Here is a 15,628-nt window from a genome sequence, read left to right on the forward strand (position 1 = left end):
CGTTCCCACGTTTACGTGCGGCTTCGTACGTTCAAATTTTGCCTTGGACACCGTCTTACCCTCTAATTCTGTTTATGTATTGAATCAGGATGCTTTCTTAATCACTTCGTCTGCGACACTCGCAGGCGCTTCACTGTAGCTGGCGAACTCCATGCTGTAGCTGGCACGCCCCTGGGTCGCGGAACGCAGGTCGGTTGCATAACCGAACATTTCAGCCAGCGGAACCTCCGCATGTATCAGCTTGCCGGTCGGGCCGTCTTCCATGCCCTGCACGACACCTCGTCGGCGGTTCAGGTCGCCCATGACATCCCCCATGTACTCTTCCGGGGTCACCACTTCCACTTTCATCATGGGCTCCAGCAAGACCGGATTTGCCTTTCTGGCGCCTTCCCTGAACCCCATGGAACCGGCAATCTTGAAGGCCATTTCCGAGGAGTCCACATCATGGTAGGAGCCGTCAAACAATGTGACCTTGACGTCCACCATCGGAAAACCGCCGATAACGCCGTTCTCCATCTGTTCCTGAATCCCTTTGTCCACCGATGGAATGTATTCCTTGGGAATCACACCACCGACGATTTCGCTCACAAATTCATAGCCGGCGCCCTGTTCCTGCGGTTCAATCCGCAGCCAGACGTGACCGAACTGACCGCGACCGCCGGACTGGCGCACAAACTTGCCTTCCTGCTCGACCTTCTTGCGAAGGGTCTCGCGGTAGGCCACCTGGGGCGCACCGACATTGGCATCGACCTTGAACTCGCGCTTCATGCGGTCGACGATAATATCCAGGTGCAGCTCGCCCATGCCGGAAATAATCGTCTGGCCCGACTCCTCGTCGGTATGCACCCGAAACGAAGGGTCTTCCTGGGCCAGCTTCGACAGGGCAATCCCCATCTTTTCCTGATCGGCCTTGGTCCGCGGTTCAATGGCCACCGAGATGACCGGTTCCGGGAACTCCATCCGCTCCAGGGTAATCACGTTGTTCGGATCACACAGGGTTTCGCCCGTGGTGACATCCTTGAGTCCGACGGCCGCGGCAATATCACCGGCGCGAACCTCTTTCAATTCTTCGCGCGAATTGGAGTGCATCTGTACCAGTCGCCCAATTCGCTCTTTTTTGCCCTTGATCGGGTTGTAAACCGTATCGCCGGTATTCACGACACCGGAATACACCCGGAAAAAAGTCAACGTGCCGACATATGGGTCGGTGGCAATTTTGAAAGCCAGCGCCGCAAACGGTTCGTCATCATCTGACTTGCGCAGCGCTTCGGTTTCCTTGCCATCGTCCAGCACACCCTTGATTGCCTTAACTTCAATCGGCGAGGGCATGTAGTCGATCACCGCATCCAGCATTGCCTGGACGCCCTTGTTCTTGAAAGCCGAACCGCACAACACCGGCACAATTTCGTTCGCCAGGGTGCGGGCTCGCAGGCCCTGCTTTATCTCGTCGTCGCTCAGGTCGCCGTTTTCGAGATAACTTTCCATCAATGCTTCGCTGGCCTCGGCAGCGGCTTCCACCATCTGCTCGCGCATTCCCTGCGCCCTGGCCTGGAGCTCTTCAGGAATCTCCCGCTGCTCGTAAGTGGCCCCGAAATCGGCCTCGTTCCAGTAAATCGCCTTCATCCGAATCAGGTCGACGATGCCCTGGAAGTTATCTTCGGCACCGATATTCAACTGAATCGGCAGCGCATTCGCGCCGAGACGCTTTTTAATCTGCTCGACGACGCGCAAAAAATCCGCGCCGGCACGGTCCATCTTGTTGACGAAGGCCATGCGCGGCACTTCGTACTTGTTGGCCTGGCGCCAGACCGTTTCGGACTGGGGCTCGACCCCGCCGACGGCACAAAAGACCGCACAGGCGCCGTCCAGAACTCGCAGCGAGCGCTCCACCTCAATGGTGAAGTCCACATGCCCCGGGGTATCAATAATATTGATCCGGTGCTGCGAATACTGCTGGTCCATGCCTTGCCAGAAGCAGGTTGTCGCGGCGGACGTAATCGTTATGCCGCGTTCCTGCTCCTGTTCCATCCAGTCCATGACAGCTGCGCCGTCATGCACTTCTCCAATCTTGTGCGAAATACCGGTGTAAAAGAGGATCCGCTCGGTCGTTGTCGTTTTGCCGGCATCGATATGCGCCATGATGCCGATATTGCGATAACGTTCGATTGATGTTTTGCGGGCCACTCTCTTTAACTCGGTATCAAATTACCAACGGTAGTGGGCAAACGCCTTGTTCGCCTCCGCCATCCGATGGGTGTCTTCGCGTTTCTTGACAGCCGAACCGCGACTTTCACCGGCCTCGAACAATTCGCCGGCCAGCCGTGCACCCATGCCTTTTTCACTGCGCTTGCGCGCGGCCTCAACCAGCCAGCGCATGGCCAGGGCATTACGCCGGGCCGGACGCACTTCGACCGGCACCTGGTAGGTCGCACCACCGACACGCCGGGATTTGACCTCGACCATCGGGCGAACATTGTCCAGTGCTTTTTCGAGTGCCTCGATCGCATCGGAGCGGGTTTTACTCGAAACGGCTTCGAGCGCGCCGTACACGACCTTCTCGGCAACCGATTTCTTGCCGTCGAGCATCAACATGTTGATAAACTTGGCAATCAGTTCGGATTTGTATTTCGGATCCGGAAGAATTGCCCGTTTTTCTGCTTGTCGCCTTCTTGCCATCGTCTGTTCCGCGTTGTCAGTGAATCAGCCTGGTAGGCTGTTATTAAACTTACGATTTGGGCCGCTTGGCACCGTACTTCGAACGACCCTGCCTGCGGTCGTTGACGCCGGCGGTATCCAGCGAACCGCGTACCGTGTGATAGCGCACACCCGGCAGATCCTTGACACGACCGCCACGAATCAGCACGACCGAGTGTTCCTGCAGGTTGTGGCCCTCGCCGCCAATGTAGCTGGCGACTTCGTAACCGTTGGTCAGGCGCACACGCGCCACTTTACGCAACGCCGAGTTCGGTTTTTTCGGCGTGGTGGTGTAAACGCGCGTACAGACCCCGCGACGTTGCGGGCACGCTTCCAGCGCCGGGACGTTGCTCTTCTGAGGCCGGCGTTTGCGCGGCTTACGTACTAACTGGTTAATGGTTGCCATAAGTCTTTGTCTTTCTTGGTCCAGAAAATAAACGACAGGCCGGCGTACCGACCTGTCGTGAGGCGCGAGATTTTATGGGGATGCGGGGTTCCTGTCAACAGGATCCCCGCCCCAATCGCGAATTTTTGGGGTTTTTCGCCCCCCGGCCCGGGATCGTTCCCGGTATCCACCTGTTTCGGGGCAACCGCGACGGCCGGGCCATAAACCCGGCTATCTATATGGTTATTGCTCGGGCAGGCCCGAATCAGCTCTGTGAATCGGCCGATTCGGCATCGCCGGACGCCTGCTCGACCTCGGCCGCCGCCGCGGCCAGGGCCGCTTCGGCTGACTCGGCCTGCTTGCGCAGGCGACGTCGCTCCTGATGGAACGCCATACCGGTCCCGGCCGGAATCAGTCGGCCGACGATGACATTCTCCTTCAGACCCCGCAGATCGTCGATCTTGCCGGTCACGGCCGCTTCGGTCAGCACCCGGGTGGTCTCCTGGAAGGAGGCCGCGGAAATGAACGACTCGGTCGCCAGCGACGCCTTGGTGATGCCCAGCAGAACCGGCTCGTAGAGAGCCGGCTGTTTTTCGCCAGCCATTATCCGGTCGTTTTCTTCCAGAAGCCGGGCTTTTTCCACCTGCTCGCCCTTGAGGAAGCCGGTATCGCCCGGCGAGGTGATATCCACCTTGCGCAGCATCTGGCGCACGATCACCTCGATGTGCTTGTCGTTGATCTTTACACCCTGCAGGCGATAGACGTCCTGGACTTCGTTAACAATGTAGCGGGCCAGTTCCTCGACGCCCAGCAGACGCAGGATATCATGCGGATTGGGTTCACCCTCGGCAATCACTTCGCCCTTCTCCACGTGCTCACCTTCGAACACGGTGACGTGGCGCCACTTGGGAATCAATTCCTCATAGGAATCACCGTCATTGGGGGTAATAACCAGGCGCTGTTTGCCCTTGGTTTCCTTGCCGAAACTGACCGTGCCGGAGATTTCCGCCAGGATGGAGGCCTCTTTCGGCTTACGCGCTTCGAACAGATCGGCCACACGCGGCAGACCACCGGTGATGTCGCGGGTTTTGGAGGATTCCTGCGGAATCCGCGCAATCGCATCCCCCACACTCACGGCATCGCCATCCTTGAGCGCGATGATCGCGCCCGACGGCAGATAGTAATGCGCGGGCAAATCGGTGCCGACGATGTTCATGTCATTGCCGGACTCGTCGATCAGCTTGACCATCGGCCGTAGATCCTTGGCCTGGCTGCCACGCTGTTTGGGATCCATGACCACCAGGCGGGACAGACCGGTGACCTCGTCCACTTCGGCCTGCACGGTCACGCCTTCGATGATATCCATGAATTTCACCCGACCCTCGACTTCGGTCACGATCGGGTGAGTATGCGGGTCCCAGTTGGCGACGATCTGGCCGGATTCGACCGCTGCGCCGTCACCGACGGAGATCACCGCCCCGTAAGGCACCTTGTAACGCTCGCGTTCGCGCTTGTTCTCATCCAGCACGGTAATTTCCCCGGAGCGGGAGACCGCGACCTGGTTACCGCTGGCGTGCTGGATCGTCTTGATATTGTGCAGACGGACCGTGCCCTTGGTCTTGATTTCGATGTTGCTGATGGCCGCCGAACGACTGGCCGCACCACCGATATGGAAGGTCCGCATGGTCAGCTGGGTACCTGGCTCCCCGATGGACTGAGCGGCGATAACACCCACCGACTCGCCCTGGTTGACCAGGTGCCCCCGGGCCAGATCGCGGCCGTAGCAGACAGCACAGACGCCGTGAAGGTTGTCACAGGTAATCGGCGAGCGGACCAGAATATGGTCGATCCCCATCGACTCGAGGGTGGCCACACCCTGTTCATCCAGCAGGGTGCCGTTGGGAATGATGACGGTGCCATTGGCATCTTTCACGTCTTCCGCTGTCACCCGACCCAGTACCCGCTCGGGCAAGGGTTCGACCACATCGCCGCCTTCGATCAGCGAGGAAATCAGCATACCGTTGCTGGTGCCGCAATCATCACCGGCCACGACCAGATCCTGAGAGACATCCACCAGACGCCGGGTGAGATAACCGGAGTTGGCGGTTTTCAGCGCGGTATCGGCCAGACCCTTACGGGCACCATGGGTCGAGATAAAGTACTGCAGGACCGACAGCCCCTCGCGGAAGTTGGCCGTGATCGGCGTTTCGATGATGGAGCCGTCCGGCTTGGCCATCAGGCCACGCATGCCGGCCAGCTGACGAATCTGCGCCGCGCTACCACGGGCGCCGGAGTCGGCCATCATAAAGATAGAGTTGAACGACGGCTGGCGAACCACATTGCCATCCTTGTCGGTAACTTCATCAACCCCCAGCTTATCCATCATGGCCTTGGCGATCTGGTCATTGGTATGTGACCAGATATCCACCACCTTGTTGTAACGCTCGCCATTGGTCACCAGACCGGAGGTGTACTGACCTTCGATCTCCTTGACCTCTTCTTCGGCGGCGCCCAGGATTTGCGCCTTCTCTTCGGGGATCTCCATGTCATCGGCACCAAAGGAAATCCCGGCCTTGGTGGAATAGGCAAACCCGGTATACATAATCTGGTCGGCAAAAACGACGGTCGCCTTCAGCCCCAGCTTACGATAGCAGGCATCGATCAACCCGGAGATAGCTTTCTTTTTCATCTCCTTGTTGAACAGACTGAATTCCATCCCCTGCGGCGCGATTTCATACAGCAGAGCACGACCGACGGTCGTTTCCTGAATGGACATCTTTTCAGTGGTATTGCCGTCGTCATCGTAGCCGAGTTCGCGGATACGCACCTTGACCCGGCTCTGTAGATCGACCACATCATTGTGATAGGCGCGATCGACTTCCTTCACGTCAGAGAAGACCATGCCCTCGCCCCGGCCGTTGACCCGCTCACGGGTCATCCAGTACAGCCCCAGCACCACGTCCTGGGACGGCACGATGATCGGCTCACCGTTGGCCGGCGACAGGATATTGTTGGAGGACATCATCAGCGCGCGCGCTTCAAGCTGCGCTTCCAGTGACAGCGGCACATGCACGGCCATCTGGTCACCGTCGAAGTCGGCGTTGAAAGCGGTACAGACCAGCGGGTGCAGCTGGATCGCCTTGCCTTCGATCAGTACCGGTTCGAACGCCTGAATACCCAGACGATGCAGGGTCGGGGCGCGGTTGAGCATCACCGGATGCTCGCGGATCACCTCTTCGAGGATGTCCCACACTTCCGGACCTTCGCGCTCGACCATTTTCTTGGCCGCCTTGATGGTGGTAGCCAGGCCGCGACGTTCCAGCTTGGAGAAAATAAACGGTTTGAACAGTTCCAGGGCCATCTTCTTGGGCAGACCACACTGGTGCAGACGCAGCGCCGGACCGACCACGATAACGGAACGACCAGAGTAATCGACACGCTTGCCCAGCAGGTTCTGGCGGAAACGGCCCTGCTTGCCCTTGATCATGTCAGCCAGGGATTTCAGCGGACGCTTGTTGGAGCCGGTAATCGCCCGGCCGCGGCGGCCGTTATCCAGCAGCGCATCGACCGATTCCTGCAGCATGCGTTTTTCGTTGCGCACGATGATGTCGGGTGCGTTGAGATCCAGCAGTCGCCGCAGTCGGTTGTTACGGTTGATCACCCGGCGATAGAGATCGTTCAGATCGGAGGTGGCAAAGCGACCGCCTTCCAGCGGCACCAGCGGACGCAGTTCCGGCGGCAGTACCGGCAGCACGGTCATAACCATCCATTCCGGCTTATTACCGGAATCGACGAATGCCTCGATCAGCTTCAGGCGCTTGCCGAGTTTCTTGAGCTTGGTTTCAGACTTGGTGGCGCCCATGTCTTCGCGCACCTTGTCGGCTTCCTGATCCAGGTTGATATTACCCAGCAATGACTGCACTGCTTCGGCGCCCATGCGGGCGTCGAATTCATCGCCAAATTCTTCAATGGCCTCCAGATAGGCTTCGTCGGTGAGCAGCTGACCGCGTTCCAGGGTCGTCATACCCGGCTCGACCACGACAAAGGCCTCAAAATAGAGCACCCGTTCAATATCGCGCAGGGTCATATCCAGCAACAGCCCCATGCGCGAGGGCAACGACTTCAGAAACCAGATGTGCGCAACCGGTGAGGCCAGATCGATATGGCCCATGCGTTCACGGCGGACCTTGGCCAGGGTGACTTCGATACCGCATTTTTCACAAATGACACCACGGTGCTTGAGACGCTTGTACTTGCCGCACAGGCACTCATAGTCCTTGATCGGCCCGAAAATCTTGGCACAGAACAGGCCATCGCGTTCCGGCTTGAAGGTCCGGTAGTTGATGGTCTCCGGCTTTTTGACCTCACCATAGGACCAGGAACGGATCTTCTGCGGCGACGCCAACCCGATGCGAATTGCATCGAAGTCTTCGGTCTGGCCCTGCTGTTTCAGAATCTTGAGTAGGTCTTTCACGTTGCCACTCCTAAAATAGGTGCTAGTTACTAGATGCTAGTAACCAGGATGGAGAATTAAACTCCGTTTCTATATCTTTCCTAGTCACTAGCCCCTAGGTCCCAGTCACTGTTCTTCAGTCCGTTTGCTCGAGTTCGATATCAATACCAAGTGAGCGGATTTCCTTCAGCAGTACGTTGAAGGATTCCGGCATACCCGGTTCCATACGGTGATCGCCGTCGACGATGTTCTTGTACATCTTGGTCCGGCCGTTGACGTCGTCGGACTTGACGGTGAGCATTTCCTGCAGGGTATAGGCCGCGCCATAGGCTTCCAGTGCCCAGACCTCCATCTCACCGAAACGCTGACCACCGAACTGGGCCTTGCCGCCCAGCGGCTGCTGGGTGACCAGACTGTACGGACCGGTCGAACGGGCGTGCATCTTGTCGTCGACCAGATGGTTCAGCTTCAGGATATACATGTAACCGACCGTCACGGGGCGATCGAACTTCTCACCGGTACGTCCGTCATACAGCTCGGCCTGGCCGCTTTCGGGCAGATCCGCCAGTCGCAGCAGGCGCTTGATTTCCGCCTCGTTGACGCCGTCGAAGACCGGTGTCGCCATCGGTACGCCGGACTTCAGATTGCTGGCCAGGCGCAGAATCTCCTCATCGCTGAACGATTTGAGATCCTCTTTTTGACCTTCACTCTTGTTGTAGATCTCTTCCAGCAGCTTGCGAATCTCGGTGACCTTGGTCTGGGCCTTGAGCATGTTGCCCAGTTTCTTGCCCAGGCCCTTGGCGGCCCAGCCCAGATGGGTTTCCAGCACCTGGCCCACGTTCATGCGCGAGGGAACGCCCAGCGGGCTCAGAACCACATCGACCGGCGTGCCATCGGCACTGAAGGGCATGTCCTCGACCGGACGAATCATGGAGATAACACCCTTGTTACCGTGACGGCCAGCGACCTTGTCACCCGGCTGCATACGACGTTTGACCGCCAGATGCACCTTGACCATCTTCAGCACGCCTGGTGCCAGATCATCACCGGTGGTCAGCTTGCGTTTTTTCTCTTCGAATTTCTCATCGAAGTCTTTGCGCAGCTGTTTGAGCTGCGCGGCAATCGCTTCCAGCTGGGCATTGGCGTCGTCATTGCGCAGACGGATTTCGAACCATTTTTCCCGGGGCACTTCTTCCAGATAGGCCTTGGTCAGCTTGCTGCCGCTCTTGAGCTTGTTCGGCCCGCCATCGGCCACCTTGCCGATCAGCATGTTCTCGACACGGCTATAGGCGTCGTCTTCCATGATGCGGCGCTGGTCGTGGAAGTCCTTGCGAACACTTTCCAGCTCGGATTCTTCAATGGCAATCGCGCGCGAGTCTTTTTCCAGTCCGTCGCGGGTGAAAACCTGTACGTCGATGACGGTACCAACGATGCCGGAGGGCACGCGCAGGGAGGTATCCTTCACGTCGGAGGCCTTCTCACCGAAGATGGCACGCAGCAATTTCTCTTCCGGGGTCAGCTGGGTTTCGCCCTTGGGCGTCACCTTGCCCACGAGGATGTCGCCTGGCTTGACCTCGGCACCGACATAGACGATGCCGGCCTCATCCAGCTTGGCCAGCGCCGACTCACCGACGTTGGGAATATCACCGGTGATCTCCTCGGAACCGAGCTTGGTATCGCGCGCGACACAGGTCAGTTCTTCGATATGGATCGTGGTGTAGCGATCTTCCTCGACCACCCGTTCGGAAATCAGGATCGAGTCCTCGAAGTTATAACCATTCCAGGGCATGAAGGCGACCAGCATATTCTGGCCAAGCGCCAGTTCACCGAGATCGGTGGACGGGCCATCCGCCAGCACATCGCCACAGGCAATGACATCACTGACATTCACCAGTGGTCGCTGATTAATGCAGGTATTCTGGTTGGAACGGGTATATTTGGTCAGGTTGTAGATATCCACACCGGACTCACCCGCCACAGTCTCGTCATCATTGACCCGCACGACAATACGCGAAGCATCAACCGAATCGACTGTTCCGCCACGCCGGGCCACCACGGCCACACCGGAATCCACGGCCACGGTGCGTTCGATACCGGTGCCCACCACGGGCTTTTCGGCACGCAGGGTCGGGACCGCCTGGCGCTGCATGTTGGCCCCCATCAGGGCGCGGTTGGCGTCATCATGTTCGAGGAACGGCACCAGGGCGGCCGCCACAGAAACGATCTGTTTGGGCGAGATATCCATGAAATCGACCTTGTCCGGCGTGGACATGGCAAATTCATTCTGGTGTCGGCAGGAAACCAGATCATCGCTCAGGTTACCCTTGTTATCCACGCCGGCGTTGGCCTGGGCAATGACGAACTCCCCTTCATCGATGGCCGACAGAAATTCAATATCTTCGGTCACCTTGCCGTTCTTGACCCGGCGATACGGGGTTTCCAGAAAACCATACTGGTTGGTCCGCGCATACACGGCCAGCGAGTTGATCAGACCGATGTTCGGTCCTTCCGGCGTTTCAATCGGGCAGACCCGGCCGTAATGGGTCGGATGCACGTCGCGCACCTCGAAACCGGCGCGCTCGCGGGTCAGACCGCCCGGACCCAGGGCGGAGATACGCCGCTTGTGGGTCACTTCCGACAGCGGGTTGTTCTGATCCATGAACTGGGACAGCTGGGAGGAACCAAAGAATTCCTTGATCGCGGCGGAGACCGGCTTGGCGTTAATCATCTCCTGCGGCATCAGGTTTTCGGACTCGGCCAGGGAGAGGCGCTCCTTGACCGCGCGCTCGACGCGGACCAGTCCGACGCGGAACTGGTTTTCGGCCATTTCACCCACGGACCGGATCCGCCGGTTACCCAGATGATCGATATCGTCGACGTTGCCCTTACCATCACGAATGCCGATCAGGGTCTGGATGACGGCCAGGATATCCTCCTTGGACAGGGTTCCTTCGCCGGTGACTTCCTTGCGGCCAATACGGCGGTTGAACTTCATGCGTCCGACACCGGAGAGATCGTAACGATCTTCACTGAAGAACAGGTTGTTGAACAGGTTTTCAGCCGCTTCCTTGGTCGGCGGCTCGCCCGGACGCATCATGCGATAGATTTCCACCTGGGCTTCCAGCTGGGTAGTAGTGGTATCGATTTCCAGCGTCTTGGAGATGTACGGGCCGTGGTCCAGGTCGTTGGTAAAGATAGTCTGGAATTCGGTGACATTGGCTTCGCGCAACAGCTCCAGACGCTCGGGGATGAGCGTGTCATTGGCCTTCGCTACGATCTCGCCGGTGTCCTTGTTAATTACGTCATGCGCGAGCACCTTGTCGTGCATGTACTCTTCGGGAACCTCGAGCTTTTTGAGACCCGCCTTTTCCATTTCACGGATATGACGCGGGGTGATGCGACGACCTTCCTCGACCAGCACCTTGTTCTTGATCTTGATATCGAACGTCGCCGTTTCACCGCGCAGACGATCGGGAACCAGATCCAGCTCGAAGCCACCTTCTTTGGTAATGCGGTAGGTGTTCTTCTCGAAGAACAAATCCAGCATTTCTTCGGTACTGTAGCCCAGTGCACGCAACAGCACGGTCACCGGCAGTTTGCGGCGACGGTCAATACGGGTAAACAGACAATCCTTGGGATCGAATTCAAAGTCGAGCCAGGAACCGCGGTACGGAATCACCCGGGCATTGAACAGCAGTTTGCCCGATGAATGGGTCTTGCCCTTGTCGTGATCGAAAAACACGCCGGGTGAACGGTGCAGCTGAGAAACGATAACCCGTTCTGTACCATTAATAACAAAGGTTCCGGTCTCGGTCATGAGCGGAATTTCGCCCATGTAGACTTCCTGCTCGCGGATATCCTTGACCGTGGGGTTTTTGGCTTCCTTGTCATAGATGATCAGGCGGACCTTGACCCGCAGCGGGGCCGCATAGGTCACACCACGCATCTGACACTCTTTCACATCAAACGCCGGCGTTCCCAGCCGGTAGCTGACATACTCCAGTGCCGCATTGCCAGAATAGCTGGCAATCGGGAAAACCGATTTGAACGCCGCATGTAATCCCTTGTCGTCGCGCTGATCTTCGGCTTTTTCTGCCTGCAGGAATTCCTTATAGGAATCGGTCTGCATAGCCAAAAGATAGGGGACTTCCAGGATAGTAGGACGACGACCAAAGTTTTTACGAATCCGTTTCTTATCAGTGAAGGAGTATGCCATTGGTCACCTTGCTCGTAGCAGTTAGTCGCGAAACTGGCATTCCCGGCGATCCGTTGTTAACGATATTCTGGCCGTTAAACAACGAATACACAGCAGGCCAGTGGCCTATTGGCCACCAGCCCGCTGCGGGAATGGTTATACCATTTTGTGACTGCGGGCCCCTGGCCCGCAATCTTTTCATGAAGCAAGCCGCTTTTATTTCAGCTCGACCTGTGCGCCGGCTTCTTCAAGCTGCTTCTTCATTTCTTCGGAGTCGTCCTTGGAAGCCCCTTCCTTCACAGTGGCAGGCACGCCTTCCACCATTTCCTTGGCTTCTTTCAGACCCAGACCGGTAATAGCACGGACTGCCTTGATGACAGAAACCTTGTTATCACCGAAGCTGGTCATGACGACATCGAACTCGTCTTTCTCTTCAGCAGCGGCTTCACCACCACCGGCTGCAGCAGCCGGGGCAGCAGCAACAGCGGCTGCAGCGGAAACGCCGAACTTCTCTTCCATCGCTTCGATCAGATCGACGACTTCCATTACGGTCATGCTGGAAATTGTTTCCAGAATTTCATCTTTAGAAACTGCCATTTTACTTTCTCCTAATCACTAAAATATCAAGAGGCCTGTTTGGCGTCACGAACAGCTGCGACGGTACGGACCATTTTGCCAGGCACTTCGTTAAGGGTACGCGCCAGTTTGGTAACCGGAGCCTGCATAACCGACATCAGCATGCTGATAGCCTGATCCTTGGTCGGCAGGCTGGCCAGACGGTCCAGTTCCGAGGCGGGCAACAGTTGACCGCTGACGGAAAGGCCCTTGACGACCAGTTTGTCATTACCTTTGGCGAACTCTTTTAAAACACGCGCCGCAGCACCCGGGTCTTCCTGGGAAAAAGCCAGGATCATCGGGCCGACGAGCGTTTCGTTCATGCAGGCAAAGTCCGTCCCTTCCAATGCACGCTTGGCCAGCGTATTTTTAACGACACGCAGATAAACACCACCGGTACGCGCCTGAGCGCGCAGGTTGTTCATGTCGTTAGACGCCAGTCCAATATATTCCGCAACAACAGCGGAATGCGCATTCGCAGCGACTTCAGCGACTTCGGCCACTATGGCTTTCTTTTCTTTCAGACTGAGAGCCACGCGAACATACCTCCGTTTCTGACAGGCCTAACAGCACGCCTGTCGTTGGACGAACACGGAACACTGTTAAAACAATGTTCCACATTTAGTGACCCAAGGCAGAAATAAATCTGTTCGGGCACACCATCTGCGCAGGCCGGAGCGAACTCCATTAAGCGATAACGTTACAGCGGTTACCGCACCCGCGGTCTTTGATGGACGCTGCCCCGGGAAGAGAATTGAATTCCATCCCCGATAGCAACGGCCACAAAGCCGGTTAACGATCAGATCGCCAGCGACGCCTGATCGACGGAAACCCCGGGACCCATGGTCGTGGAAACAGAGACCTTCTTCAGATACTGTCCCTTGGCGGATGAAGGCTTGGCCTTTTTCAAATCCGCCAGCAAGGCTTCCAGGTTTTCCTTCAAATTGTTGCTATCAAAATCTACATTGCCGATGGCACAGTGGATAATACCGCCCTTGTCTGTCCGGTAACGGACCTGACCGGCCTTGGCATTTTTAACCGCGCCTTCCACATCGGGCGTCACGGTACCGACCTTCGGGTTCGGCATCAGGCCACGCGGGCCCAGAATCTGGCCCAGCTGACCGACGACACGCATGGCATCCGGGGTGGCGATAACCACGTCGAAATCCATGTTGCCCTGTTTGACTTCTTCAGCCAGATCCTCAAAACCAACGATGTCGGCACCGGCAGCTTTCGCCTTGTCGGCGTTATCGCCCTGGGCGAATACGGCAACCCGGACGGTCTTGCCGGTACCGTGCGGCAATACGGTGGCGCCACGTACGACCTGATCGGATTTGCGCGGATCAACACCGAGGTTAATAGCCACCTCGACGGATTCGACAAATTTGGCGCGCGGCATTTCTTTCAGCAGGCCGAAGGCTTCGTCGATCGCATAGGTTTTGGTGGAATCGACCTTTTCACGAATCGCTTTTTGACGTTTACTTAACTTGGCCATTTACACACCCTCCACATCGATACCCATGCTGCGCGCGCTACCGGCAATGGTGCGCACCGCGGCGTCCATATCAGCAGCAGTCAGATCGGGATCTTTGCTGCGGGCGATCTCCTCGAGCTGCTCGCGGGTCACCGAGCCCACCTTGGTACGGTTGGGTTCGCCGGAACCGCTCTGGATACCGAGAGCCTTTTTCAGCAGAATCGACGCTGGCGGCGTCTTCATGATGAAGGTGAAGCTGCGATCGCTATAGACGGTGATGACCACCGGGATCGGCAGACCTTTTTCGGTTTCCTGGGTCTGGGCGTTAAACGCCTTGCAGAATTCCATGATGTTAACACCATGCTGACCAAGCGCGGGACCGACCGGCGGCGACGGATTCGCTTCCTGCGCCGGGACCTGCAGCTTGATATATGCTTCGATTTTCTTGGCCATAACTTCCTCGCTTTGGGTTCAAACGCCGTTTCCCTTGCGGTACTCGGGCTCCCCTTGTTTAAGTACTCAGGGACGAGGTACGAGTGACGAGGAAGTTAGAATACGGCTATGCCGTATGCTTTAATCCTCGTAACTCGTCCCTTTGTCCCTCGTCACAGTCAGGTAGAGAAGAGTTTTAACTCTTCTCTACCTGACTGAAGTCCAGATCGACTGGTGTGGAACGGCCGAAGATCGACACTTCCACACGCAGACGGTTCTTTTCATAATCCACTTCTTCAACAACACCGTTAAAGTCGTTGAACGGTCCGTCGTTGATGCGGACCACTTCGCCCGCCTCGAACAGAACCTTGGGCCGCGGCCGTTCGGCGCCTTCCTGCACCCGCTCCAGGATCGACTGGGCTTCTTTTTCGCTGATCGGTGCCGGCTTGTCGCTGGTGCCGCCGATAAAACCCATCACCCGCGGGGTGTCCTTGACCAGATGCCAGGTGGCGTCGTCCATTTCCATCTGCACCAGCACATAGCCCGGGAAGAATTTGCGATCGCTTTTGCGCTTTTGTCCGTCGCGCATTTCGATCACTTCCTCGGTGGGCACCAGGATCTGTCCGAACTTGTCTTCCACGCCATTGAGCTTGATTCGCTCTTCCAGCGAGCGCTTGACCTGCGCCTCAAAACCGGAATAGGCGTGGACGACGTACCAGCGTAATGCCATCTACTCAGCCTCCCTGACCGGTGATGAGTTTCACCGCCCACAGCAAAAACATGTCAAACAACCACAGCACGATCCCGATCAGGGCGACCATGACGATCACCATCAACGTGGTCTGCGTGGTCTCACGCCGTGACGGCCAGACAGACTTGCGTGCTTCCAGCACCGCACTGCGACCAAAATTCCAGGCATTGATACCCGGTTGCGAGGTAGCCGCCATTGCCACGGCGACACCCACGACCGCTAACAAGCCGAGCACGCGATACAACAGTGCTTCATCCGCAAAATGGTAAAACCCGGCAATGCCCGCGATCACCAATAATACGGCGAGTGTCAGCTTGATCTTGTCTGCCATTGTTGTCCTGTTAACTTCGATAAACCGCCCGCAGGCAAGTTACCGCATGTTTGGCAGGCCAGGAGGGAATCGAACCCCCAACCTGCGGTTTTGGAGACCGCCGCTCTGCCAATTGAGCTACTGGCCTAAACTGAGGGACGAGTAACGAGGGACGAGTGACGAGGTAAACAAAACCGTGAGCGCACCGCTGGTGCGCTCCTCGATTTCCTCGTCACTCGGCCCTCGGCCCTTTGTCCCTTTTATTCAATAATCTTCGATACAACACCGGCGCCGACGGTCCGGCCGCCTTCGCGAATCG

At 57.3% G+C, this 15,628-nt stretch carries 11 protein-coding genes and 1 tRNA gene; all 12 read right to left on the reverse strand.

Annotation, left to right across the window (positions count from 1 at the left end):
* Positions 1 to 84 precede the first annotated feature (84 nt).
* The gene (fusA, locus tag RI563_RS09260; protein ID WP_310694092.1) at positions 85 to 2,184 is read right to left on the reverse strand and encodes an elongation factor G; all 2,100 of its coding nucleotides are present in this window, start codon (positions 2,182 to 2,184) and stop codon (positions 85 to 87) included.
* Positions 2,185 to 2,205: 21 nt separating this feature from the next.
* Complete coding sequence (gene rpsG, locus RI563_RS09265; protein ID WP_310694093.1) at positions 2,206 to 2,676, reverse strand: 30S ribosomal protein S7; 471 nt, start codon at positions 2,674 to 2,676, stop codon at positions 2,206 to 2,208.
* 49 nt (positions 2,677 to 2,725) lie between these two features.
* Positions 2,726 to 3,100, reverse strand: a complete 375-nt coding sequence (gene rpsL, locus RI563_RS09270) for a 30S ribosomal protein S12 (RefSeq protein WP_134085436.1) — start codon at positions 3,098 to 3,100, stop codon at positions 2,726 to 2,728.
* Between the two features lie 244 nt (positions 3,101 to 3,344).
* Entirely contained in the window at positions 3,345 to 7,553 is a 4,209-nt protein-coding gene (gene rpoC / locus RI563_RS09275; RefSeq protein WP_310694094.1) for a DNA-directed RNA polymerase subunit beta', read from the reverse strand.
* A 115-nt stretch (positions 7,554 to 7,668) separates the two neighbouring features.
* Complete coding sequence (rpoB, locus tag RI563_RS09280; RefSeq protein WP_310694095.1) at positions 7,669 to 11,748, reverse strand: DNA-directed RNA polymerase subunit beta; 4,080 nt, start codon at positions 11,746 to 11,748, stop codon at positions 7,669 to 7,671.
* Between the two features lie 195 nt (positions 11,749 to 11,943).
* Positions 11,944 to 12,324, reverse strand: a complete 381-nt coding sequence (rplL, locus tag RI563_RS09285) for a 50S ribosomal protein L7/L12 (protein ID WP_310694096.1) — start codon at positions 12,322 to 12,324, stop codon at positions 11,944 to 11,946.
* A gap of 26 nt (positions 12,325 to 12,350) precedes the next feature.
* Positions 12,351 to 12,878, reverse strand: a complete 528-nt coding sequence (rplJ, locus tag RI563_RS09290; RefSeq protein WP_310694097.1) for a 50S ribosomal protein L10 — start codon at positions 12,876 to 12,878, stop codon at positions 12,351 to 12,353.
* 263 nt (positions 12,879 to 13,141) lie between these two features.
* Positions 13,142 to 13,837, reverse strand: a complete 696-nt coding sequence (gene rplA, locus RI563_RS09295; protein ID WP_310694098.1) for a 50S ribosomal protein L1 — start codon at positions 13,835 to 13,837, stop codon at positions 13,142 to 13,144.
* Positions 13,838 to 14,269 carry a 50S ribosomal protein L11 gene (gene rplK / locus RI563_RS09300; protein WP_310694099.1) on the reverse strand — a complete coding sequence of 144 codons (432 nt, stop codon included), beginning with the start codon at positions 14,267 to 14,269 and terminating at the stop codon, positions 13,838 to 13,840.
* Between the two features lie 175 nt (positions 14,270 to 14,444).
* Entirely contained in the window at positions 14,445 to 14,978 is a 534-nt protein-coding gene (gene nusG, locus RI563_RS09305) for a transcription termination/antitermination protein NusG (RefSeq protein ID WP_310694100.1), read from the reverse strand.
* A gap of 4 nt (positions 14,979 to 14,982) precedes the next feature.
* Positions 14,983 to 15,330, reverse strand: coding sequence for a preprotein translocase subunit SecE (secE, locus tag RI563_RS09310; protein ID WP_310694101.1), 348 nt, complete (start codon positions 15,328 to 15,330; stop codon positions 14,983 to 14,985).
* 51 nt (positions 15,331 to 15,381) lie between these two features.
* A tRNA-Trp gene (locus RI563_RS09315) sits at positions 15,382 to 15,457 on the reverse strand.
* Positions 15,458 to 15,628: the final 171 nt, after the last annotated feature.

The organism is Thiohalophilus sp. (assembly GCF_031581315.1).
In the GTDB taxonomy this organism is placed as follows: Bacteria; Pseudomonadota; Gammaproteobacteria; order UBA6429; family Thiohalophilaceae; genus Thiohalophilus.